A 22364-nucleotide genomic window follows, 5' to 3' on the forward strand; every position below is an offset into this window, starting at 1 on the left:
CGGGCATGAGTCTTCTCGTCGTCGGGCTGAGCCACCGGACGGCACCCGTCGGGGTGCTGGAGCGCGCCGCGCTGACCGGTGAGGTCCCCACCCGCCTGCTGCACGACGCCGCCGCGTCCGCGACGGTCGGCGAGGCCGCCCTGGTCAACACCTGCAACCGGATCGAGCTCTACGCGGACGTGGACAAGTTCCACGCCGGCGTCGCCGAGCTCTCCCAACTGCTCTCCCAGCACAGCGGGGTGGACCTGGAGGAGCTGACCGCCCACCTGTACGTCCACTACGAGGACCGCGCCGTCCACCACCTCTTCTCGGTGGCCTGCGGCCTGGACTCGATGGTGGTCGGCGAGGGCCAGATCCTCGGCCAGCTGCGCGACGCGCTGGCCAGGGCACAGGAGGAGCACACCGCAGGACGCGGGCTCAACGAGCTGTTCCAGCAGGCCCTGCGGGTCGGCAAGCGCGCCCACAGCGAGACCGGGATCGACAAGGCCGGGCAGTCGCTGGTCACCTTCGGCCTGGAGCGGGTCGCCGCCGGCCTGGGGATCGGCGCCGGGGAGATCGCGGGCAGGCGGGCGCTGGTGGTCGGCGCGGGCTCGATGAGCTCGCTGGCCGCCGCCACCCTGGTCCGCTCCGGTGTCACCGACCTGCTGATCGCCAACCGCACGCCCGAGCGCGCCGAGCGGCTGGCCGCCAACCTGGGCGCCCGTACGGTGGACTTCGCCAAGGTGCCCGAGGCGCTGGCCGACGTCGACCTGGTGATCTCCTGTACCGGCGCCGCCGGGGTGGTCATTCCGGCCGCGCAGGTCGCGGCGGCCGTCGCCACGCGAGGCGGCGACACCCCGCTGGCCTTCCTCGACCTGGCCATGCCGCGCGACGTGGACCACGCGGTGCACGAGCTTCCCGGCGCCCTGCTGGTCGACCTGGAGAGCCTCTCCCGCGCCCACGCCGCCACCCCCGGCGCCGGGGACGTGGACGCCGTCACCACCATCGTCTCCGACGAGGTGGCGGCCTTCGGCGCCGCCCAGCGCGCCGCCCGGATCGCCCCCACCGTGGTCGCCCTGCGGGCCATGGCCTCCGACGTGGTGAGCAGTGAACTCGCCCGTCTCCAGGCCAGGTTGCCCGACCTGGACGACCGCTCCCGGGCCGAGATCGCGCAGTCCGTCCGCCGCGTGGTGGACAAGCTGCTGCACGCGCCGACCGTACGGGTCAAGCAGCTCGCCGCCGAGCCCGGCGGTGCCGGGTACGCGGACGCGCTGCGTGAGCTGTTCGACCTGGACCCGGCGGCGGTGCACGCTGTCTCCGGCACCCCGATCGGGACGCAGGCCGGCGCCAGCGTTCCGGCGGGCGGCATCCCCGCCGCCCAGGCCGGCGCCACTCCGTCCACCGGAGCGGCCAGATGAACCCCCAGCCAGCCCATCAGCACGACCGGGACGATCACCTCATGAATGGTCAACTGAGCACCACTCAGGGCGAGTCGACGCAGCCTCTGCGCCTCGGCACCCGCCGCAGCGCCCTCGCCATGGCCCAGTCCGGCATGGTCGCCCGCGAGGTGACCCGGGTCACCGGGCGCCCCGTGGAGCTCGTCGAGATCACCACGTACGGCGACACCTCGCGCGAGTCACTCGCCCAGATCGGCGGTACCGGCGTCTTCGTCTCCGCCCTGCGCGACGCGCTCCTGGAGGGCCGGATCGACTTCGCCGTGCACTCCCTCAAGGACCTGCCGACCGCAGCCCCCGAGGGCCTCGTGCTCGCGGCCGTCCCCGAGCGCGAGGACGTCCGCGACGCCCTGGTCGCCCGCGACGGACTCGCGCTGTCCGAGCTGGTCGAGAAGCTCGCCGGAGCCGGGAGGCCGGCCCGGATCGGGACCGGCTCCCCGCGCCGGATGGCCCAGCTGAACGCCTGGGCCGCGGCCCGCGGCGTCGCCCTGGAGACCGTCGCCATCCGCGGCAACGTGGACACCCGGATCGGCTTCGTCGACAGCGGCGAGCTGGACGCCGTGGTCCTCGCCACCGCCGGGCTCAACCGCCTCGGCCGTGCCGCCGAGATCACCGAGCACCTCGACACCGAGCTGATGCTCCCGGCCCCCGGCCAGGGCGCGCTCGCCGTCGAGTGCGTGGACGCCGGCCTCGCCGCCGCGCTGCGCGCGCTCGACCACGCCCCCACCCGGGTCGCCGTGGCCGCCGAGCGCGCTCTGCTGGCCACCCTGGAAGCCGGCTGCTCCGCCCCCGTCGCGGCACTCGCGACGTGGGACGGCAGCGAACTGCTGCTGGAGGGCGTGGTCGGCACCGTCGACGGCGCCACCCTGCTGAGAATGACCGCCAACGGTCCGCTCGTCCTCGACGAGACCGCCGAGCGGCAGGCGGTGGCCCTCGGCCGCGCCCTCGCCGCCCGGCTGCTCGACGCGGGAGCGGCCAACCTGATGGGGGAGCGAGCCTGATGAGCCCCGCCACTAGTCCGTCCGCTGCCGCTGCCGCTGCCGTTCCGGCAGCCCCGACCGGCCGCTGCACCTTCCTCGGTGCGGGCCCCGGCGACCCCGGGCTGCTCACCCTGCGCGCGGTCGACGAGCTGTCCTCGGCCGACATCCTGATCGCCGACCCGCTCACCGCGGCCGCCGTGCGCACCCACTGCCCGTCGGGCGTCCAGGTGCACAACCCGGCCGAGGAGAACGACCTCGACGTGGCCAAGCTGGTCGCCGAGGCCGTCCGGGCCGGCAAGCACGTGGTCCGCACCGTCGACGGCGACCCCGGCCTGGACGGCTGCGCCGCCGAGGAGATGCTGGTCTGCGCGCAGTCCCGGATCCCGTTCGAGGTGATCCCGGGCGTCGCCCAGTCGGTCGGTGTCCCGGCCTACGCGGGTGTCCCGCTGCGCGGCCGCCAGGGTGCCGACGTCCGCTTCGTGGACGGCGCGACCCTGCTGGCCGGCGGCCCGGTGGACCTCGGCGCGCCCGAGACCACCCTGGTGGTCCGCACCACGCTGGGCCAGCTGCCCGCCACCGCGAGCGCCCTGGTCGCCAACGGCCGCAAGCCCGAGTCCGCGCTCTGTGCGACGCTCTCCGGCACCACCACCCGCCAGCGCACCTTCACCTCCACGCTGGCCACCATCGCGGCCGAGCTGAAGGCGGCCCGGGTGCTGCCCTCGCCGGTGTCGGCCCCGGTCGACCCGGCGACCTCGGTGATAGCCGTGGTCGGCGAGCAGGTCGCGCACCGCTCCTCGCACTCCTGGTTCGAGACCAAGCCGCTGTTCGGCTGGAACGTCCTGGTCCCGCGGACCAAGGAGCAGGCGCACGGCCTCTCCGAGCAGCTGCGCGGCTACGGCGCGGTGCCGCAGGAGGTGCCCACCATCGCGGTGGAGCCGCCGCGCACGCCGCAGCAGATGGAGCGCGCGATCAAGGGCCTGGTGACGGGCCGCTACGAGTGGATCGCCTTCACCTCGGTGAACGCGGTGCGCGCGGTGCGCGAGAAGTTCGAGGAGTACGGCCTGGACGCCCGTGCGTTCGCCGGGATCAAGGTCGCCGCGGTCGGCGAGACCACCGCCCAGGCGCTGGTGGACTTCGGTGTGAAGCCCGACCTGGTGCCGTCCGGCGAGCAGTCCGCCGCCGGTCTGCTGGAGGACTGGCCGCCGTACGACCCGGTCTTCGACCCGATCGACCGCGTCCTGCTGCCGCGGGCCGACATCGCCACCGAGACCCTGGTGGCCGGCCTGGTCGAGCTCGGCTGGGAGGTGGACGACGTGACGGCGTACCGCACCGTGCGCGCCTCGCCGCCGCCGGCCGAGACGCGTGAGGCGATCAAGGGCGGCGGCTTCGACGCGGTGCTCTTCACCTCGTCCTCGACCGTGCGCAACCTGGTCGGCATCGCGGGCAAGCCGCACAACGTCACGATCATCGCCTGCATCGGTCCGGCCACCGCCAAGACCGCCGAGGAACACGGCCTGCGGGTCGACGTGATGGCCCCCGCGCCGTCCGCCACCGCGCTGGCCCAGGCCCTGGCCGACTTCGGCGCCGGCCGCCGGGACACCGCTCTCGCCGCCGGCGAGCCGGTCTACCGTCCCAGCGAGCGTCGCCCGGGTTCCCGCCGCAAGGCCGCCCGCTGAAACCCCGCCCGGGGAGGCACGTTGCCTCCCCGGGCTTTTCGCACCCGTTCGGAGATGCCCAGTGTCCGCTGAATTCCCGTACGTACGCCCGCGCCGGCTGCGCTCGACCCCGGCGATGCGCCGCCTGGTCGCCGAGACCCGCCTGCACCCGGCCGAGCTGATCCTGCCCGCCTTCGTCCGTGAGGGCATCGCCGAGCCGAAGCCGATCACGTCGATGCCCGGCGTGGTCCAGCACACCAGGGACACCCTGCGGAAGGCCGCCGTCGAGGCGGCGGAGGCGGGCCTGGGCGGCATCATGCTGTTCGGCGTGCCCGAGGTGCAGGACGCGATCGGCAGCGAGGGCACCAACCCGGACGGCATCCTGCAGCAGGCGATCCGGGACGTGGTCTCGGAGGTCGGCGACGCGCTGGTCGTGATGTCGGACCTGTGCCTGGACGAGTACACCGACCACGGCCACTGCGGGGTGCTCGCCGAGGACGGCAGCGTCGACAACGACGCCACCCTGGAGCGGTACCGGGAGATGGCCCTGGTCCAGGCCGAGGCGGGCGTCCACCTGGTCGGGCCCTCCGGCATGATGGACGGTCAGATCGGCGTGATCCGGCGGGCCCTGGACGAGGCGGGCCACCAGGACGTCGGCATCCTCGCCTACACCGCCAAGTACGCCTCCGCGTTCTACGGCCCGTTCCGCGAGGCGGTCGGCTCCTCGCTGAAGGGCGACCGCAAGGCGTACCAGCAGGACCCGGCCAACGCCCGGGAGTCGCTGCGCGAGCTGGAGCAGGACCTCGCCGAGGGGGCCGACCTGGTGATGGTCAAGCCCGCCATGGCCTACCTGGACATCCTGCGGCAGATCGCCGACGCCTCCCCGGTGCCGGTCTCCGCGTACCAGGTCTCCGGCGAGTACGCGATGATCGAGGCCGCCGCCGCGAAGGGTTGGGTGGACCGCGAGCGCATGATCATGGAGACGCTCACCTCGATCCGCCGCGCGGGCGCCGAATCGATCCTCACCTACTGGGCCGTCGAGGCCGCCAGGATGCTCGGGTAGCCGCTGCCGGAGCAGCCTGCGGCGCCGGGCGACAGCCCACCGAGGACGGCGGAAGGCCGGGTCACGGAGTTCCGTGGCCCGGCCTCTGCTGTCCAGCGTTCCCTCCGGCCTCAGCCGATGTGGGCGAGGCCCTCCGCGCCGCCGCCCAGGTCGTGGCTGCTCACCCAGCCGCCCTCGTGCCCGGCCGTGAAGACGTGGTCGGTCGCCGCGAAGCCGGCCTGCTCACCGGCGACGAAGGGGCGGTCGACGGTGATGAAGCCCGCGGCGCCGCCACCCGCGTCGACGTGGGCGTAGGCCGGAGCGGCGATACCGGCGACGGCCAGCGCGCCGACCGTGGTCAGCAGGGCCTTGCCCAGCTTGCTCTTCATGAATCTGTCCTCTCTGACTGCAGTGGGCCGTCGGCGCCCTGCGGACGGTGCCGACGGACTGCGTGACGGGGCTCTACCTGAGTGGCGCGCACGCCGTACTGACGGTCTGTCACACCCGAACGCACCGCAGTCGAACGGATGGGTGGTGCCCGCACGTCGTGCTCCCGCCGGGGACTCCCGCAGGGGGTTTGCAAAAAGGCCCGCCGGGCCCGGGAGGAGAGGCTCCCCCCGAACCCGGCGGTCAGGCACTGCGGGGTGATCAGCCGATCAGGTGGCTGACGCCGCCGTCGCCGCTGCCCTGGGTGTTCTCGCCCTGGACGCAGGTCTGCTGCGGGTTGGTGTTGAGGACCGGAACCTTGACCGGGACCGCGATGCCGATGAGCGCGCCGACACCGATGTTGTCGATCTCGGGGAGGCAGATGTTCGGGTTGTCGAGGGTGTGGAAGTTCGGGCTGTGGGTGCCGGTGGTGCCCGTGGCGTTGGTGCCGCCGTTGCCCTGGACGGAGGCCGAGGAGCCGTCCGAGTCGCTGATCGCCATGGCGGGGGCGGTGGCCATGGCGAGGCCGGCAGCGGCGACGCCGAGGGTGGCGAAAGCCTTCTTGATCATCTTCGTTCCTTTTCGGATCTGGTGGTGGGTGGGGCACAGGTGCCGCCGTGGCGGCCGGGCCGGGGGCTCGGCCGCCACGGGTCGTGCGGGTTCAGGGGGGGGTGCGAGGCGGTGCCTGCTCAGCCGATCAGGTGGGACACGCCGCCGTCGCCGCTGCCCTGGGTGCCCTGGCCGACGACGCAGGTCTGCTTCGGCGTGGTGTTGAGGGCGTCCACCTTGACCGGGACGGCCACACCGAGCACCGCGACCGCGATGTTGTCGATCTCGGGGAGGCAGATGTTCGGGTTGTCCAGGAAGTGGAAGTTCGGGCTGTGGTTGCCCACGGTGCCGGTGGCGTTGGTGCCGCCGTTGCCCTGCATCGAGCCGGCGGTGCCGTCCGCGTTGCCGATCGCGACGGCAGGGGTGGACGCCGCAGCCATGGCGGCGGCAGCCAGGCCGATGGTCGCGAAAGTCTTCTTGAGCATGGGAGGTACCTCTCTGAAATTCTTGGAGATTCGCCGTCTTGTTCGTCTGACCAACCAGTCGTCTTCTTCAACGACCTCGGCTGGCTTTCGGTTGTTAGCCCGTCAGGGCGGATTCCCGGATCCTGCCGCCGTCGTGGCTGCGACATTCAGATCAAAGAATGGCGGGCGCAAAGGTTACGGAGATTCTTCGAGGACTATTCATGGATCATGAGGGGCCGCGCCGGCCGGTCGGATTATTGGGCCATACTGGTTAACTCACGCATTACCAGGACCGGGGTGGTTCGTTTAGGCAGATTACAGCGATACCCCCCAGAGAACGGTGAAATAGCATGAAGCTCTCGAAGCGCGCTGCTGGCGCTCTGCTGCTGGCGGCCGGTGCCGGTGTCCTGGCGGCCCAGGGCGCGGCCGCCGCCGAACCGATGACGTCCGGTCAGGTCGCTGCCCTGGAGGACCACCTGTCCACCCAGGAAGTGCCCTTCGAGATCCCGCTCGGCGCGGCCACCGACCGTCTCCCGCTGCTGCCCGAGGGTGGGAAGATCAGCGGCGGCATCCCGACCTCGCTGGTGATGCCGCCGGTCCCGGCCGAGCAGCCGCGCCACCACGTGCTCCCCGAGGAGGTCGTCCCCTCCCTCACCGCCGGCCGGGTCGGCCCCGCCCTCAACGCCGACCTGCCGCTGCCGATCGCCGACCGCTCCACCAGGCTCGGCGACCTGGTGGCGGACGTCCCCGCGATCCCGATCAAGACCGCGGGGCCGGCCCTGGAGCTCGGCCAGCCGGTCTCCTACGTCGAGGGCACCAGCGACGAACTCGCCAGCGGGCAGATGGAGTTCGGTGAGATCAAGCCGCAGCTGATCACCAAGCCGGTCCAGGCCATCCCGGGCGCCAGCGCGTCCCTCGGGGGCCAGGACGACCGGATCTCGGTCACCGACGCGGTGCGGAACCTGACCGAGACCACCGGCGCCACCGTGGCCGCCGCGGCGGACCAGAGCGAACTCTGACGGCAGCTCGGTCCGGCCCGGAGCCCGGCACCACCCCGGAGGCGGTGCCGGGCTCCGCGCGCATCCGCGGCGCTCCGTGCGGATCAGCCGGGCAGGACGCCGAGCAGCGGGCCGACCCCCGCCAGGTCCTTGGCGCCGCCGCCGCCGCTCAGCGGGCCGGTCAGCGCGGAGCTGCTGACCGGCTTGAGGCCCTGGTCCGGCTCCACCGACACGCCGTTGTTCAGCACGTCGGCCCCGGACTGCGCCCACGGGTCGAGCCGCAGCTCCTTGGCGGGCTTCACGGCGTACCCGAGCGCGCCGGAGACGCCGTGCAGGGCGGGGGCGATCTCGACGTTCTGCAGCTTGGTGGAGGGCTCCGGCAGGCCGGTGCCGGCCGTTGCGGGATCGGCGGAGGCGGCCGGCGCTGCGGCGCCCAGCAGCAGCGCGGCGCCCAGGGCGGTCAGCAGGCCGGCGCCGCCGGTGATTCGAGGCATGGGGACGAACCCTTCGGATTGGTGGGATCGGTCGCCTCGGTACGGCCCAAGGGGTGGCCGGTCCGAAGCGAACCGCCCCCCGGCCGAGGGCCGAGGGGCGGTTGGTGCACGGCTGGGACCGGGGACGTCTCAGCAGTCGTCGTCGTCGTGGTGGTCCTCGTGGTGGTCCTCGTGGTGGTGCGCGGGGATGTCCACGTTGGCGCAGGAGTTGCCGAACGCCGGGTTCAGCAGGCCGACGACGTCGATGGAGTTGCCGCACAGGTTGACCGGGACGTGCACCGGGACCTGGACCAGGTTGCCGGAGAGCACGCCGGGCGAGTTGGCCGCGACGCCCTCGGCGTTGGCGCTCGCGTTGGCGACACCGGCACCGGCCAGCACCAGACCGGCGGCGGCGCCGGTCAGGACGGCGGCCTTCTTCACGTTCTGCATGGGAGTCGATCTCCTAGATCACACACGGGGAGGGGCGTGCCGCACCCGGTCGGGACCGGGCACGGCACGGACGCAGCCGGCTCGGCTGCGGCCGGTTCAGCCGACGTTGGCGCAGGAGCTGCCGAACGCCGGGTTCAGCAGGCCGATGACGTCGATGGAGTTGCCGCACAGGTTGATCGGGACGTGCACCGGGACCTGGATCAGGTTGCCGGAGAGCACGCCGGGGGAGTTGGCGGCGACGCCCTCGGCCGACGCGCTGGCGCTGGCGGCACCGGCGGAGCCCAGGACCAGACCGGCGGCGGCGATCGAGAGAACGGCAACCTTCTTGACGTTGCGCATGGGGATTTCCTCCGTATTTCTGCCCGACGTCTGACAGTCGGGAACCGGGCGAATCGGAACCATCGCCCGTTGGTTTTCGGGTAAGCCGTGGCCTTCGTTCACGCGGCCGAAGACGCGCGGGTCGCCCGTGGCTCGGGCGGTGCCGGCCGCTCTGTTCAGCGCCCCACCGCCAGTTCTCGCACGGCTGGGAACAGTCGTTCTGCGGGGCATCCGGGGAGGGCGCCGCAGCGGACGGAAGTCCGCTGCCGGGCCGCCTCCCCCGGGAGTTCACGGGGCGAGCCGGCCGCCGACCGGAGTCGGACGGCCCGTCGGACCGCGGGGTGGCGGCCGTGCTCAGGAGACGTTGGCGCAGGAGTTGCCGAACGCCGGGTTCAGCAGGCCGATGACGTCGATGGAGTTGCCGCACAGGTTGACCGGGATGTCCAGCGGGACCTGGATCGCGTTGCCGGACACCACACCCGGCGAGTTGGCGGCAACGCCCTGCGCCGACGCGCCGTGGGCGGAAGCGGAGGCGGCGCCGCCGAGCAGCAGGGCCGCGGCAGCTGCCGTGCCGAACGCGCCGTAGGCGAGCTTGCGCATGATGCGTCTCATTTCTTGCGTGTCTTGTGCGAGTCTTCGGTGCCGGTCTCGCCGGGGTCGGTGAAGCGTGTTTCGCCAGTAAGAACGACGGGGCGGGCAGCGGGAAACGGGCGGATTTCGCGATCACCCGAATGCCGTGTATTAGCGCTAACGGGTGAATGCGGGCGGCGGTGCGCAACCGGGCCACCGGGGGCTCGTTGGGCCGGACGCACGCCTGTGCGCTTCCTTGATCGTGACCCTTTTCTGCGGTGGCACTTGGAAGATCTGATTTAACGAGGAGACTCATATGAGCATCAAGAAGGCCGCCGCCGTCGGCGCCGCCGTCGTCGGCATCGTCGCGGCCGGGGCGGGTACCGCCATGGCGAGCGCCAGCGCCGAGGGCGTCGCGGCGAACTCCCCCGGCGTGCTCTCCGGCAACCTGGTCCAGGTGCCGATCCACATCCCGATCAACCTGTGCGGCAACTCGATCGGCGTCGTCGGCGTCCTGAACCCGGCCTTCGGCAACTCCTGCGCGAACGTCGGCTGACTCCCGCCGGCTAGCGTCCGGCGCCGCGGCGTCTGACGTCCCCGGACTCGGTGCTTCCTCCGGTCGGTTCGTCGTCCAGAGCCGCCATCCTCCGCCTTCCCCCTCCTGAGGCGTGCAGGGTGGCGGCTCTGTCGCGTCCGGGGCCGGTTTCGGAGTTCCGTGGCAAAGTCCGTTCCTTCCCTTGTTGCGTTACTTGTCAGTACCTAGCATGTGAGGCCGACTCATCTTTTGCCGTCCGGGCTCGTACGCCCCCAGGTCCCCGGACGGCGAAGCACGCTCCACGCTCCGCGCCGTTCGGCGCACGCCGGACGGTCCCCCACCCTCCAAGGAGTCATGCGTGACCAGGTCACACCTGTCAGGTGCGCGGCGATATCGGCCAGGGGCCCTGCTGGCCGCCGCGGCCTTGATCGCGACCTTCACCCTGGCGGGGGCGCCCGGCGCCCTCGCCGCCGAGCCCGTCGCCCCGCACGCCGACCAGCCCGCGGCCATCGTCGCCCTCGGCGACAGCGCCATCTCCGGTGAGGGTGCGGGCAGTGACACCGGCGACGCCTACGTCGCGGGCACCGACACCCCCACCGACTACTGCCACCGGCACGACAAGTCGGAGATCTTCGTCACCGGCCTGCCCGACGTCACCCCGATCGACCTGGCCTGCTCGGGTGCCCAGACCGGGGACCTGGTCAGCGACCCCGAGCTGGCCAAGATCACAGGATCCGGCAGCGGCGACTTCGGCGAGCCCAAGCAGGACGTCCAACTCGCCGGTGTGGCAGGCAAGTACAACGTCAAGATGGTGGTCGTCACGATCGGCGCCAACGACGACTTCGACTTCAGCGGGATCATGCTCGGCTGCCTGGCCCAGTACTTCCCGATCCCCAAGTCGCAGGGCTGCCGCGACACCATCGGCAGCGACGCGATCAGGCAGCGCGCGGTGAAGGTGGTCCCCAAGGTGGTGGCCGCGCTGACCAGCGTGCGCAACACCATGCGCAACGCGGGCTACCAGGACTCCTCCTACCAACTGGTCTTCCAGTCCTACTTCACCCCGATCACCCCGGACATCCGCCGCAACGACTACATCGGCAAGATCGCCGACGGCTGCCCGGCGTTCCCCGAGGACCTCGCCTGGGGGCACAACTGGGTGGTGCCGGTCCTGAGCGACGCCCTGCGGCAGGCGGCCTCCCAGGTGCCCGGTGTGCGGTACCTGGACCAGCGGCGGGTCAGCTACGGCCACGAGGTCTGCGCGGAGTGGACGAGTTCGCCGTACGAGTACACCAACGGGGACGTCATCGACCTCTCGGAGAAGACCCGCAACGGCTGCGACCACGAGATCGGCATCCCGGGCGTCTGCATGAACATGGTGCGCCAGTCGTACCACCTGCGGGTCGCCGGCTACGCGGGCGAGGCGCGCTGCCTGGCGCAGTTCTACCAACTGCCCGGCCAGCAGGAGGCTTTCTGCGCGCTGAACCAGCAGAACACCACCTCCGTCGAGCCCCTGACGCCGGGTCAGCCGTTCCCGGACAAGCCCGAGGACGGCGCCTGGTACCAGCTCACCAACACCGCCAACGGCCAGGCCCTGGACCTCTCGGGCGGCGGCACGTACGGCGACAGCACCAACGGCCGGGGCGCGATCACCTATCCGGCGACCGGCGGGCTGAACCAGTCCTTCGTGCTGGAGGCCAAGGCCGGCGGAAGCTACGAGCTGGACTTCAGCGGCAACCGCAACATGTGCCTGGACGCCAACGCGGCCTCCACCGCACCGGGTACCCGCCTGCAGCAGTGGGGCTGCAACGGCGGCGGCAACCAGCACTGGATCTTCAAGCCCGGCGCCAACGGCACCTACAAGCTGGCCGACTCCCAGGACCCGACCAAGGTCGCCACCGCCTCGGGCCAACTGGACGCCCAGGGCAACCCGATGGTCGTCCTGGCCGCCGACACCGACGCCGCCGGCCAGCTCTGGCAGATCACCAAGCTGGGCATCGTCTACCTGCACGGCTGACGACGGGCCCGGCGGGAGGAAGCCGTCAGGGGCGCGGGGACGCCCGCGCAGCCGGCCGAGCCGGCCCCGCGCCCCTGAACGGCGTGCAGGCGCCCGCGGCTACCCCGCCCCGATCAGGCCGGCCAGGCCGTCCGGGAGCGGGTACGGGCGTTCGGCGGGCAGCAGCGCGGCGTCCCGTTCGCGGCGCAGCCGGTCGGCGAGCGGGGTCACGTCCGCGATCGAGGTGATCCACCCGCCGACGTAGCGGTGCACCGCCTCGCCGCGCAGCCCGACCTGGAGCGAGCGCCAGGGCAGCGGCTGCAGACCGAGGTTGCGCTCCGGATCCCACTGCACCCGCACCGGGTTTTGGCGCACCTCGCGTCGCCACTGGTCGCGCGAGCGGTGCACCCGGGAGTCGTACGAGCTGAGTGCGGAGTTGGCCAGCGCCCACTCGAAGCCGTCCCGCCGGATGGAGACCGCCAGGACCCGCTCCTGCCCGGCGCTGCGGCCCCAGTCGCTGCGGTGCATCATCCACAGGAAGGACGGTTTGATCCAGGTCATCCGCTCCACCCTGAACGCCTCGGGGAAGCGGCCGGTCGCGGCGGCCGGTTCGGCGATCTCGGGGGAGAACGCCTGGTAGACCGTGATCGTCTCGTCGGTGTAGGCGGCGCGGATCTGTCTGCTGGGCGTGGGCATACGGCGATCCTTCCGTACCCGGCCGCCCGACCGCAGCGACTTCTGCCCGACTTCTCGGTGTGTCGCCGGTGGACCCGGTCGCCGTACCCGGCGCCGCGCACCCCCAGGAGCCGCCGGGGCGGATCCCCTCCACCGGCCGCACCGCCACCTCGACCGTGTTCTCCCCGCCGGTCGGGCGGCGCGTTCCGCGGCCCGCCGACGAACAGCCTCACGGCGCCCGAACAGGCCCTGTTTTTCAGGGGCTCGGCGAGGTGCGCGGGAAACCCTGCGCCGCCGTCGAGCACCGGCCGCAAGGTTTCCCGCACCCCCTTTGAGCAGGGCGGAAGACCCGTCCCGACTCCCGGTCGCCGGGCTTCCGAGGCGTGGACAGCCGTGCGGTCAACGGCCCGTCTCCAGCAGGATTCCCGGTGCAGCAACTCCCACCGGCGCGAAGGACGGACCGGACCATGACGACCCCTGCCCCTGCGTTCCCCGGCGCCCTCGACGGCCCCCGGATCGCCCGGATCGCCGAGCAGTACGGCACGCCGGCCTGGGTCTACGACGCCGGGCCGATCCGTGCCCAGATCGCGAAGCTGCGCGCGTTCGACCAGATCCGGTTCGCCCAGAAGGCCTGCTCCAACACCCACATCCTGCGGCTGATGCGCGAGCAGGGCGTCGCGGTGGACGCGGTCTCGCTCGGCGAGGTGGAGCGCGCCCTGGCCGCCGGATTCCGGCCGGACGGGCCCGACGAGCCGATCGTGTTCACCGCCGACCTGATCGACCGGCCGACCCTGCGCCGGGTGGTCGAACTCGGCATCCCGGTCAACGCCGGTTCGCCGCAGATGCTCGACCAGATCGGCCGGGCCGCCCCCGGCCACCCGGTCTGGATCCGGATCAACCCCGGCTTCGGGCACGGGCACAGCCGCAAGACCAACACCGGCGGCGAGCAGAGCAAGCACGGCATCTGGCACGAGCACCTCGCCGAGAGCCTCGCCCTGGTCGAGCGCCACGGCCTGGACCTCATCGGCTTCCACATGCACATCGGCTCCGGGGTGGACTACGGCCACCTGGAGTCGGTCTGCGAGACCATGGTCAAGCAGGTCCGGCTGTCCGGCCACGACGTCCGCGCCGTCTCGGCCGGCGGCGGCCTCTCCGTCCCGTACGCGCAGGGCGGCCCCGAGGTCGACACCGAGCGGTACTTCCGCCTCTGGGACGCCGCCCGCCGGGAGCTGGCCGCCGAACTCGGCCACCACGTCCGGCTGGAGATCGAGCCGGGACGCTTCCTGGTGGCCTCCTCCGGTGTGCTGATCAGCGAGGTGCGTGCGCAGAAGCCGGTCGGCGGCAACCACTTCGTCCTGGTCGACGCGGGCTTCAACGACCTGATGCGGCCCGCCATGTACGGCAGCAACCACCGGGTCACCGTGCTCGACCCGTCCGGCGGGCCCCGGCGCACCGAGAGCCTCGACACCGTGCTGGCCGGGCCGCTCTGCGAGTCAGGCGACGTCTTCACCCAGGCACCCGGCGGCGACGTCGAACCGGTCCCGATGCCCGGCACCGAGATCGGCGACCTGGTGGTCTTCCACGACACCGGCGCGTACGGCGCCAGCATGTCCTCCACCTACAACTCCCGGCCGCTGATCCCCGAGATCCTCACCGACGGCGCCACCACCCGGCTCATCCGCCGCCGCCAGAGCGTCGGCGACCTGCTCGCGCTGGAGACCTTCGAGACCGCCGAGGCCGCCGCCCCCGCTCCCAAGCCCGTCGAGGCCGCCGACACTGTCGAGACCACCGACACCGCCGGTCCGACCGACTGACCGGCTCGGACCGGCCGTGCTTCCATGGAGGCATGGCGCTGTTCGTCGGCACCTCCGGCTGGCAGTACGACGACTGGCGCGGCGTCCTGTACCCGCAGCGGACGCCGCGGCGGCTCTGGCTGGAGGAGTACGCCCGGGGCTTCGCCACGGTGGAGAACAACAACGCGTTCTACCGCCTACCGTCGCCCGAGACCTTCGCCGAGTGGCGGGAGCGCACGCCCGAGGACTTCGTGATGGCGGTCAAGGCGAGCCGCTACCTCACCCACCTCAAGCGCCTGCACGACCCGCAGGAGCCGGTCCGGCGGCTCTGCGCGGCCACCGCCGGGCTCGGCCGAAGGCTCGGTCCGGTGCTGCTCCAGCTGCCGCCCACCCTGCGGGCCGACGCCGCGCTCCTCGACGCCTGCCTCGCCTGCTTCCCGCCCGGCAGCCGGGTCGCCGTCGAACCCCGGCACGAGTCCTGGTGGATCCCGGAGATCCGGGCGGTGCTGACCCGGCGCGCCGCCGCCCTGTGCTGGGCCGACCGCGGCTCCCGGCCGGTGACCCCGCTCTGGCGCACCGCCGACTGGGGCTACCTGCGCTTCCACGCCGGCCTCGCGCAGCCGTTCCCCCGGTACGGCAGGCAGGCCCTCGCCCACTGGGCGGCCCGGCTCGCGGAGGCCTGGCCGGACCGGGCCGACGTCTACGCGTACTTCAACAACGACCTCGGCGGTGCGGCGGTCCTCGACGCGACGGCCTTCGCCGCAACCGCCGCCGCGGCAGGCCGGACGGTCGGCCGCACCCCGGCCACCACCCCAGTGAGGTATCCATGATCCGCAACCGAGTGATCGTCTCCGGCCAGGTCCAGGGCGTGTTCTTCCGCGACGCCTGCCGCCAGGTCGCCCAGGAGCACGGCGTGACCGGCTGGGTGCGCAACCTCGCCGACGGCACCGTCGAGGCGGTCTTCGAGGGCCCGCCCGCGGCCGTCGCCCAGCTGCTCAGGTGGTCCCACCACGGACCCGAGTCGGCCGTCGTCGACGGCGTCAGCCAGCACGAGGAGGAGCCCGAGGGCTTTTCCTCCTTCGAGATCCAGCCGACCCCGTGGTGAACCGTCGGCACACCCGGTGACCCGTCGGCACCCGCGGCGGGTCGGCGACCGGGCGGGCCCACCGCGCAGCCGGCGGTCCCGCGACCGACCCGGCCGTCCGGCCGCCTACCCCCGTCGGTCCGCCCGATCCGCCCGCCCCCGTCCGACCGGCTCCCGGCCCTCGGCAGCCCGGTCCGCAACCAGCCGGTCCGCAACCCGCCGGGTCAGTCCCGCGCGGGCCCGGCAGGCGCCGGTGCGACGATCAGCGTGGCGAGCGGAATCCGCGCCAGGGTCACGGCCCCCACCGCGATCAGGGCGACGCCGAGCAGCTCGGGCACCAGCCACCAGCCGCCGCGCACCCGCTCGTCGTACAGCGTGACCCCGAGGGCCAGGCTCACCAGTGCGTCCCCGAGGGTCAGCGCGGGCTGCGAGGCGACCAGCGGCCCGGACTGCATCGCGTTCTGCAGCAGGAACAGCGCACCGGCGCCCGCCGCCGCGAACGCATAGGTCTGCCAGGCGAGGAAGAACGCGGCAACGCCGTCGTAGGTCAGGATGTGCATCGCCGACTTCATCAGGGCCGCCGTGAGCGCGTAACCGATCGCCGCCGCCGCACCCAGGCACCCCGCCCTGACCCGTCCCACCGGCCGCTTCAGCGCCACCAGCGACAGCAGGACGATTGCCCCGCCGCACCCGGCCAGCGCGGGCAGCCACCGCTCCACCGGGGCACGGGGGAGCCCACTCGACGGTGAGGCGGCGCCCATGGCCACCCCGAGGCCGACCACCACGCAGCCCACGGCGACCCAGGCCCACGGCGTCAGGCGGCGGTGCATGACGCGGGAGGCGATCAGCAGGGCCAGCGGCAGCTCGATCACGAACAGCGGCTGGACCACGGTCATCGCCCCCGTGGCCAGCGCGGTGGCCTGGAACACGGCCGCCGCGATCACCGCGAGGATGCCGCCCAGCCAGACCGGGCGCCGCGCCAGGTCCAGCATCAGCCCCAGCCGGAACCGGTCCGAGCGCGGCACCGAGAGTGCGGCCAGCCGCTGCAGCACCGTGGCGACGGCGTTGCTCAGGGCGGCGCCCAGCGCGAACAGGACGGGCAGCAGGACCTGCATGCTCCCGTTCTGCCCTCACCGGCCGATCCCCGCAACCCCAGCCGCGCCGCTCCCGCCTCCGTGTGCCGTGTCCGCACCGTCGCCCGTCTCCGCAGGCCCGGGGCATCGCGCTGCTGCCTTCCGTCCGGCCGCCCGGCCGTCCCGGTGCACCGGTCACCGCTACGGCGGCGTACGGATCCGCCCCAGATCCAGGGCCAGCCCCTGGAGCCAGACCCCGGTGTCGAACAGCAGTACCAGCTCGGCCGGGTGGTCCCCGGCCGCCGCTCCCCCGTCGAGCCGGCCGACCGCCGCCCGCGGACCGACCCCCGCAGAGCCGATCGGGTGCCGTGCGGCCGGCTCGGAGTGACCCGAGCCGGCCGGGGCCCGTTCCGCCGGGTCGAGCCGCTCGGCGAGGGCCAGGTACTCGCCGGCGAGGTGCGCCGCAGCCCCGCGCAGACCGTCGGCCCGCCGCTCACCGAAGGACCCTGCCCCGGCCGGGTGGTCCCCGGCCGCCGTGCCCGCGCCCGGCGGCGCGTGCACCACCCGCTCGGCGAGCAGCCGGTTCGAGCCGCGCAGCGCGTGGTGGCCCGCGATGAGCGCGGCCTGCCAGTCGATCCCGTCGACCTGAAGATCGGCCAGCTCGCTCTGGCACTGGGCGAACGAGGTCTCGGCCAGGGCCAGGGTGTGGACCACCTGGGTCTGGGAGAGGCCGGAGTCGGCTCGGCGGCCGGTCAGCACCAGGACCGTGTCGGTGATCGTCGAGGCGATGGTCCGAAGGACGCCGGCGACATCGCGCCGGAGCTCGCCGCCCACGCCGCGCGGCCAGGCGAACAGCCCGCACACCAGGCCGATGAGACTGCCGATCAGCACGGCCAGGAACCGGACCTCGGCCAGCTGCCAGCCCGCCGGTGCCAACTGGGCGAACACCGCGGACACCACCACGGTGAACAGCCCCTGGGCCCAGCCGACCCCGAGCAGCGGCCCGAACAGGAAGGCCGCCAGCATCACCACCGGAAGGACCACGGCGTACGCCCCCTGCTGCTGCCCGGCGACGACCAGCAGCCCTGCTGCGGCCAGGGCACCGAGGAGGGTGCCGACGAGGGCCCGGCGGACCGTCGTGCCGGTCTGGGCGGTACTGGTACGGGTCAGTGTCAGCGCGGCGAGCATCGCCCAGAAGCCGTGCGGGATCGCGATGATCCCGGTGACCGCTCGGGCCGCCGCCAGGCCGATGCTGGTCCGGACGGCGTTCTGGAAGTGCACCGACCGCCCGCTGAGGTTCCCGGTCAGCCGCAGAAGCCACAGCTGCCAGGTGCTCGCCCGGGCGAACCAGAGCGGGCCGCGGGTCAGGTCCTCCGGCAGCTCGGCCCGCCCGGGTCCGCAGGTCGCCATGGAGATCGACCCCAGTAGGGTCCGGGCCGCCTCCCCGGCCTCCAGCAGCGCGGCCTGGCGAAGCATCGCCGCCCTCAGGGCGGTCCGCTCCAAGGGGCCCGACCGGCCGACGACACGGCTGCGCCGGAAGTCCGCCAGCGCACCGTCCAGCGCGGACGCGGGCGGTGCCGCTCGCACCGGGCCCGCCGCCCGCAAGGCGTCGGCGGCCCGGCCCACGGCCGCACCGATGCTGACCAGCAGCTGCCGCTCGGCGGCCTCGTGCCCGTCGCCGGACGGCCCGTGGCCCTCCCGGCCGGAGTCCGCCCGGTTGACACCGCTGCCCGCGTCGCCGACGCACTCCGCTTCCGCCCGCGGGTCGGCCTCCGGCCTTCCGGCCGCCTGTCGGCCGGCCGCCGACCCCGGCCCGGCCGGTGGCGGGAGCGCCAGCAGGCGCGCCAGCAGCTGCCGGACGGCCCCGCCCGCGTGGGCCAGCGCCCGATCGTGCGGCCCGGGGCCCGCAGGCCGTTCCGCCGGAGGCAGTACGCCGGGACTCAGCGCCTCACCGGCCTTGTCCGCCCGTTCCCGCGTCGGCCGCCGCAGTCCTGCCGCCCCACCGGCGCCCGATCCCGGTCCTGGTCCCAGCCCCGATCCCGACCCAGGCCCCGGCCCGCTGGCCAGCTCCTGCGCGCACGCGGCCGCGGCCGCCGTCGCATCGGCCAGCAGCACCCGGTAGCCGACCGGCGGCGGGTCGCGGAACAGCAGCATGTCGGCGGCGACCAGCAGGACCATGCCGACGGTGGCTCCGGCGAGCCGGTACCCCAGAGTCTCCGGCGCGAACGGCGGGAAGCACGGCAGGATGTAGAGGAGGTGGAGACCGGGAGCCGCACCGGTCGGCCGCGGTCCGGCCACCGCGGCGAAGGCCAGCACGAAGCTGACCGCCAGCGTGCCCGCGACGGCCGCCCAGGTGCTGACCGCGAGGAGCGTCCCGGCCGTCACCAGCACCCACCCGATCGGCAGGCAGCGGGCGATCACCGCGGCCCGCTGCCGTCCGGTACCGGGGATCCGGGACAGCGCGCCCATCGCCACGGCGGCGAACAGCGCGTAGGTCGCGGTCACCGGCTGGTGCAGCACGTACAGGCAGGGGTAGAAGCCGGCGCAGGCCGCGAGGGTCACCCGTGCCGCGTTCCGCGCGACGGCACCCGCGGACGGATCGGAGAGCACCCCGGGGCGCAGCGACCGTGCCGGTCGGTCGCCGCGACCGCGACCGTGGGGTGAGCTCGCCATGGGCCTCGCTGCCCTCCGTCGGCCCCCGTCGCTCCAGCATGGCACCGCCGGAGCACCCCCGCACACGGCAGTGGCACCCGCACCGCGGCTTCCCCACCGGTCGGAGCAGATCGCGCGGGCCCGACGTTGACAGATCACGGAGCGGCCGCACGGGCCGTGCTCCCACGACCCGGAACGAGGGCTGAATGTACGTCATCACCACGGAGCGGCTACGGCTGCGCCCGCTCAGCACGGCCGACACCGACTGGTGGGTGGACCTGCACGCCGACCCCGAGGTCAGCCGCTTCGTCGGCGCCTACACCCGGGAGCAGGCCGCCGCCCGCCTGCGGGCCATCGAGGACCAGTGGGAGCAGCGCGGTCACGGCCTGTGCGCGGTCGAGCTGGTGGCCACCGGCGAGACGATCGGGCGGTCGGGCCTGTTCTGGTGGGAGCAGTTCGACGAGACCGAGGCCGGCTGGACGCTCGCCCGCCCGTACTGGGGGCGCGGTTACGCGACCGAGGCCGCCCGCGCGGTGCTGGACTGGGGGTTCGACCGGCTCTCCCTGCCGCGGATCACCGCGATGATCCACCACGGCAACGACGACTCGACCGCGGTGGCCCGCCGCCTCGGCTTCGCCCCGCTCCGCGAGGACGAACTCCTCGGCCGGCCCCTCACCGTGCACGTCCTCGACCGAGCCGACCGCACCGGCCGTGCCGGCCACGCCCACCGAGTCGGCCACGCCGACTGTGCCGGCCGCGCCGAGACCCGAACCGACCACGCCGCTCGTCAGGCCTGACGGGCGCCCAGCGGCGCACCGGTCAGGGCCGTCTGACGCCCCGCCGCGCAGCGGTCAGGGCCAGACCAGGCAGTACAGCTGGTGCCCGGCGTCGTGCAGCCGGTTGGCGAAGTCCTGCCACTCGTGCAGCATCGTGTAGATCACGAACGCGTCGCGCGGTCCCCGCCGGTCGGGGACGGTGGACCAGATGAACGCGGCGGCGCCGAGTTCGGTCTCGTCCGCCTTGCGCAGGGGTTCGACGACGGTGTGCGGGAGCTGGACCACGGCGTAGTCGGGGTGGAGGACGACCAGCTCCAGCGGCGGTACCTGGTGCAGCGGTACGCCCTTGATGCCGGTGAGGACCATGGCGCTCATGGTCTCGGGCTTGATCTTGGTGGAGAGGTGGCCGTTGGGGGAGCCGCTGGTCTCCATCAGGTCGCCGAGGCGGCCCAGCGAGCCGAGTTCCCCGGCGTCGAGGCCGAGACCGCCCGGCCCGAGGGCGGTCGGCACTCTGGCGGCGGTGGCTCGGTCGGGTGCGCCGAAGTACTTGTAGGTGACCCCCACTCTTCCCTCGCCCCGCCTTCCCCTGCCCGCACCCGTTCCCCCGCCCGCGGCCCCGGTGGACCGGCGGGAACGACCCGCGGCCTCCTCGAAACCGTCCTGCGCCTCGGACACTCGGACCATCCTCACCGGAATTCGCCGGAATCGACAGACCCCCGCACGCTCGGCGTCCTCCGAACGTGCCCCTTACCCGTCCTGCGTCGCCGTACACGCGTCATCTGCCCCGCGCGCACCTGCGCCGCCCGTACCTGCTCAAGCTGTCCCGCGTCCCACGCCGCCTGCGCGGTCCGGCGTTGGTACGGATAACCGCACAAACCCTACGAACCCTACAGACCGTACAGGCTGTTCGGCCCTGGTGGATCGGCTCTCCCGTCAGGTCGGAATCCGCAGGGGACGCCGCGTCCGGCGGGGCGGTCGCAGTACACGGATCATCGTTCCAGATGATCGGGCCCGACATGCGGAGGTAAAGGACACGATTTGAGACCATGTCCACGTGACCAACCCGATGAGCTACCCGTACGAGGCCCCTCAGTCCCAGTCGCTGTTCGACCGCGCCTCGGTCGTGACCCCTGGCGGCGTCAACTCCCCGGTGCGCGCCTTCCGCGCGGTGGGCGGCACCCCGCGCTTCATGGTGTCCGGCACCGGCCCCTACCTCACCGACGCCGACGGCCGCGAGTACGTCGACCTGGTGTGCTCCTGGGGTCCGATGATCCTCGGGCACGCGCACCCGGCCGTGATCGACGCCGTTCAGCAGGCGGTGTCCCGCGGCACCTCCTTCGGCACGCCCGGCCAGGGCGAGGTCGAGCTCGCCGAGGAGATCGTGGCCAGGGTGGCCCCGGTCGAGCAGGTCCGGCTGGTGTCGAGCGGCACCGAGGCGACCATGTCGGCGATCCGGCTGGCCCGGGGCTTCACCGGCCGCGCCAAGGTGATCAAGTTCGCCGGCTGCTACCACGGCCATGTGGACGCACTGCTGGCCGCCGCCGGTTCCGGTGTCGCCACCTTCGGCCTGCCCGACACCCCGGGCGTCACCGGCGCACAGGCGGGCGACACCATCGTCCTCCCCTACAACGACCTGGACGCCGTCCGTGCGGCGTTCGCCGCGCACCCGGGCGAGATCGCCTGTGTGATCACCGAGGCGTCCCCGGGGAACATGGGCGTCGTCCCGCCGCTCCCCGGCTTCAACAAGGGCCTGGCCGAGCTCTGCCGCGGCAACGGCGCACTGTTCATCTCGGACGAGGTGATGACCGGCTTCCGCGTCTCCAGGGCCGGCTGGTACGGCGTCGAGGCCGCCCACGAGGGCTGGGCCCCGGACCTGCTGACCTTCGGCAAGGTGATGGGCGGCGGCTTCCCCGCAGCCGCGTTCGGCGGCCGCGCCGACGTGATGGCGCACCTGGCCCCGGCCGGACCGGTCTACCAGGCGGGCACCCTCTCCGGTAACCCGGTCGCCACCGCCGCCGGCCTCGCCCAGCTGCGCGGCTGCACCGACGAGGTGTACGCGACCGTGGACCGGGTCGCCGCCGAGATCTCCGGCCTGGTGTCGGACGCGCTCACCAAGGAGGGCGTGACCCACCGCCTGCAGACCGCCGGGAACATGTTCTCGGTGTTCTTCACCGACGAGCAGGTCACCAACTACGACGAGGCCAGGCGCCAGCAGGCGTACCGTTTCAACGGCTTCTTCCACTCGATGCTCAGCCAGGGCGTCTACCTGCCGCCGTCGGCCTACGAGTCCTGGTTCGTCTCGGCCTCGCACGACGAGCGGGCGATCGAGCGGGTCGCCGCCGCCCTGCCCGCGGCCGCCCGTGCGGCGGCCGAGGCCCAGCCCACGGAGGGAAGCAAGTGACCGGCAAGGACACCACCGTCGTCC

Annotated in this window: 23 protein-coding genes; 12 read left to right on the plus strand and 11 right to left on the minus strand. The window is 73.2% G+C overall.

The window, feature by feature from the left end; all coding sequences use genetic code 11:
* Nucleotides 1–5: 5 nt before the first annotated feature.
* From ACFC1R_RS17825 to hemB, 4 genes are all read left to right on the plus strand, one after another.
* Entirely contained in the window at nt 6–1397 is a 1392-nt protein-coding gene (locus tag ACFC1R_RS17825) for a glutamyl-tRNA reductase (protein ID WP_375939514.1), read from the plus strand.
* Nucleotides 1398–1438: 41 nt separating this feature from the next.
* A complete protein-coding gene (gene hemC, locus ACFC1R_RS17830) occupies nt 1439–2434 on the plus strand; it encodes a hydroxymethylbilane synthase (RefSeq protein WP_375939516.1) in 996 nt (331 codons plus the stop codon).
* A complete protein-coding gene (locus tag ACFC1R_RS17835; protein WP_375939518.1) occupies nt 2434–4089 on the plus strand; it encodes a uroporphyrinogen-III synthase in 1656 nt (551 codons plus the stop codon). Before hemC ends, ACFC1R_RS17835 begins: the two co-directional genes overlap by 1 nt.
* Before the next feature lie 61 nt (nt 4090–4150).
* Entirely contained in the window at nt 4151–5131 is a 981-nt protein-coding gene (hemB, locus tag ACFC1R_RS17840) for a porphobilinogen synthase (RefSeq protein ID WP_375939520.1), read from the plus strand.
* A gap of 110 nt (nt 5132–5241) precedes the next feature.
* On the opposite strand, the gene ACFC1R_RS17845 is transcribed toward hemB, so the two are convergent.
* The 3 genes from ACFC1R_RS17845 to ACFC1R_RS17855 form a co-directional block, all read right to left on the minus strand.
* Complete coding sequence (locus tag ACFC1R_RS17845) at nt 5242–5499, minus strand: hypothetical protein (RefSeq protein ID WP_375939522.1); 258 nt, start codon at nt 5497–5499, stop codon at nt 5242–5244.
* A 259-nt stretch (nt 5500–5758) separates the two neighbouring features.
* Nucleotides 5759–6106: a rodlet layer protein gene (locus ACFC1R_RS17850; RefSeq protein ID WP_375939524.1), complete on the minus strand. Its 348-nt coding sequence runs from the start codon at nt 6104–6106 to the stop codon at nt 5759–5761.
* A gap of 119 nt (nt 6107–6225) precedes the next feature.
* Nucleotides 6226–6570 (minus strand): rodlet layer protein, encoded by a 345-nt coding sequence (locus ACFC1R_RS17855; RefSeq protein WP_375939526.1) that lies wholly within the window; start codon nt 6568–6570, stop codon nt 6226–6228.
* Between the two features lie 329 nt (nt 6571–6899).
* Between ACFC1R_RS17855 and ACFC1R_RS17860 the strand changes: the two genes are divergently transcribed.
* Nucleotides 6900–7568 carry a hypothetical protein gene (locus ACFC1R_RS17860; protein ID WP_375939527.1) on the plus strand — a complete coding sequence of 223 codons (669 nt, stop codon included), beginning with the start codon at nt 6900–6902 and terminating at the stop codon, nt 7566–7568.
* Between the two features lie 83 nt (nt 7569–7651).
* Here ACFC1R_RS17860 and ACFC1R_RS17865 read toward each other — a convergent pair whose 3' ends face one another.
* The 4 genes from ACFC1R_RS17865 to ACFC1R_RS17880 all read right to left on the minus strand — a co-directional run bounded on the left by ACFC1R_RS17865 (nt 7652) and on the right by ACFC1R_RS17880 (nt 9388).
* Nucleotides 7652–8041 (minus strand): hypothetical protein, encoded by a 390-nt coding sequence (locus ACFC1R_RS17865; RefSeq protein WP_375939529.1) that lies wholly within the window; start codon nt 8039–8041, stop codon nt 7652–7654.
* Nucleotides 8042–8170: 129 nt separating this feature from the next.
* Nucleotides 8171–8470 (minus strand): chaplin, encoded by a 300-nt coding sequence (locus tag ACFC1R_RS17870; RefSeq protein ID WP_375939530.1) that lies wholly within the window; start codon nt 8468–8470, stop codon nt 8171–8173.
* Between the two features lie 96 nt (nt 8471–8566).
* Nucleotides 8567–8809, minus strand: coding sequence for a chaplin (locus ACFC1R_RS17875; RefSeq protein WP_375939531.1), 243 nt, complete (start codon nt 8807–8809; stop codon nt 8567–8569).
* A gap of 333 nt (nt 8810–9142) precedes the next feature.
* Nucleotides 9143–9388: a chaplin gene (locus ACFC1R_RS17880; RefSeq protein WP_375939532.1), complete on the minus strand. Its 246-nt coding sequence runs from the start codon at nt 9386–9388 to the stop codon at nt 9143–9145.
* A 286-nt stretch (nt 9389–9674) separates the two neighbouring features.
* Here ACFC1R_RS17880 and ACFC1R_RS17885 point away from each other — a divergent pair, with 286 nt between their 5' ends.
* Both ACFC1R_RS17885 and ACFC1R_RS17890 read left to right on the plus strand, forming a co-directional pair.
* Nucleotides 9675–9914 (plus strand): chaplin, encoded by a 240-nt coding sequence (locus tag ACFC1R_RS17885; RefSeq protein WP_375939534.1) that lies wholly within the window; start codon nt 9675–9677, stop codon nt 9912–9914.
* Nucleotides 9915–10251: 337 nt separating this feature from the next.
* Complete coding sequence (locus tag ACFC1R_RS17890; RefSeq protein WP_375939536.1) at nt 10252–11907, plus strand: RICIN domain-containing protein; 1656 nt, start codon at nt 10252–10254, stop codon at nt 11905–11907.
* A 99-nt stretch (nt 11908–12006) separates the two neighbouring features.
* On the opposite strand, the gene ACFC1R_RS17895 is transcribed toward ACFC1R_RS17890, so the two are convergent.
* Complete coding sequence (locus ACFC1R_RS17895; protein ID WP_375939538.1) at nt 12007–12582, minus strand: DUF4291 domain-containing protein; 576 nt, start codon at nt 12580–12582, stop codon at nt 12007–12009.
* A gap of 446 nt (nt 12583–13028) precedes the next feature.
* On the opposite strand from ACFC1R_RS17895, the gene lysA reads away from it, so the two are divergent.
* Genes lysA through ACFC1R_RS17910 form a run of 3 tightly spaced genes read left to right on the plus strand, consistent with a single transcriptional unit; the run spans nt 13029 to nt 15459 of the window.
* Entirely contained in the window at nt 13029–14375 is a 1347-nt protein-coding gene (gene lysA / locus ACFC1R_RS17900; protein ID WP_375939540.1) for a diaminopimelate decarboxylase, read from the plus strand.
* Between the two features lie 32 nt (nt 14376–14407).
* Complete coding sequence (locus ACFC1R_RS17905; RefSeq protein ID WP_375939542.1) at nt 14408–15184, plus strand: DUF72 domain-containing protein; 777 nt, start codon at nt 14408–14410, stop codon at nt 15182–15184.
* The gene (locus ACFC1R_RS17910) at nt 15181–15459 is read left to right on the plus strand and encodes an acylphosphatase (protein WP_375939544.1); all 279 of its coding nucleotides are present in this window, start codon (nt 15181–15183) and stop codon (nt 15457–15459) included. Before ACFC1R_RS17905 ends, ACFC1R_RS17910 begins: the two co-directional genes overlap by 4 nt.
* Before the next feature lie 203 nt (nt 15460–15662).
* Here ACFC1R_RS17910 and ACFC1R_RS17915 read toward each other — a convergent pair whose 3' ends face one another.
* Together ACFC1R_RS17915 and ACFC1R_RS17920 are read right to left on the minus strand one after the other, a co-directional pair.
* Entirely contained in the window at nt 15663–16553 is an 891-nt protein-coding gene (locus tag ACFC1R_RS17915) for a DMT family transporter (protein ID WP_375939545.1), read from the minus strand.
* 159 nt (nt 16554–16712) lie between these two features.
* Nucleotides 16713–19184 (minus strand): FUSC family protein, encoded by a 2472-nt coding sequence (locus tag ACFC1R_RS17920; protein ID WP_375939547.1) that lies wholly within the window; start codon nt 19182–19184, stop codon nt 16713–16715.
* 185 nt (nt 19185–19369) lie between these two features.
* On the opposite strand from ACFC1R_RS17920, the gene ACFC1R_RS17925 reads away from it, so the two are divergent.
* Complete coding sequence (locus ACFC1R_RS17925; RefSeq protein WP_375939549.1) at nt 19370–19960, plus strand: GNAT family N-acetyltransferase; 591 nt, start codon at nt 19370–19372, stop codon at nt 19958–19960.
* 54 nt (nt 19961–20014) lie between these two features.
* Here the strand turns inward: ACFC1R_RS17925 and ACFC1R_RS17930 are convergent, their stop codons facing one another.
* Complete coding sequence (locus tag ACFC1R_RS17930; RefSeq protein ID WP_280703620.1) at nt 20015–20503, minus strand: hypothetical protein; 489 nt, start codon at nt 20501–20503, stop codon at nt 20015–20017.
* Between the two features lie 502 nt (nt 20504–21005).
* On the opposite strand from ACFC1R_RS17930, the gene hemL reads away from it, so the two are divergent.
* Nucleotides 21006–22340, plus strand: coding sequence for a glutamate-1-semialdehyde 2,1-aminomutase (gene hemL / locus ACFC1R_RS17935; RefSeq protein ID WP_375939570.1), 1335 nt, complete (start codon nt 21006–21008; stop codon nt 22338–22340).
* Nucleotides 22341–22364 lie beyond the last annotated feature (24 nt).

It is taken from the genome of Kitasatospora sp. NPDC056138, from assembly GCF_042264695.1.
Lineage (GTDB): Bacteria > Actinomycetota > Actinomycetes > Streptomycetales > Streptomycetaceae > Kitasatospora.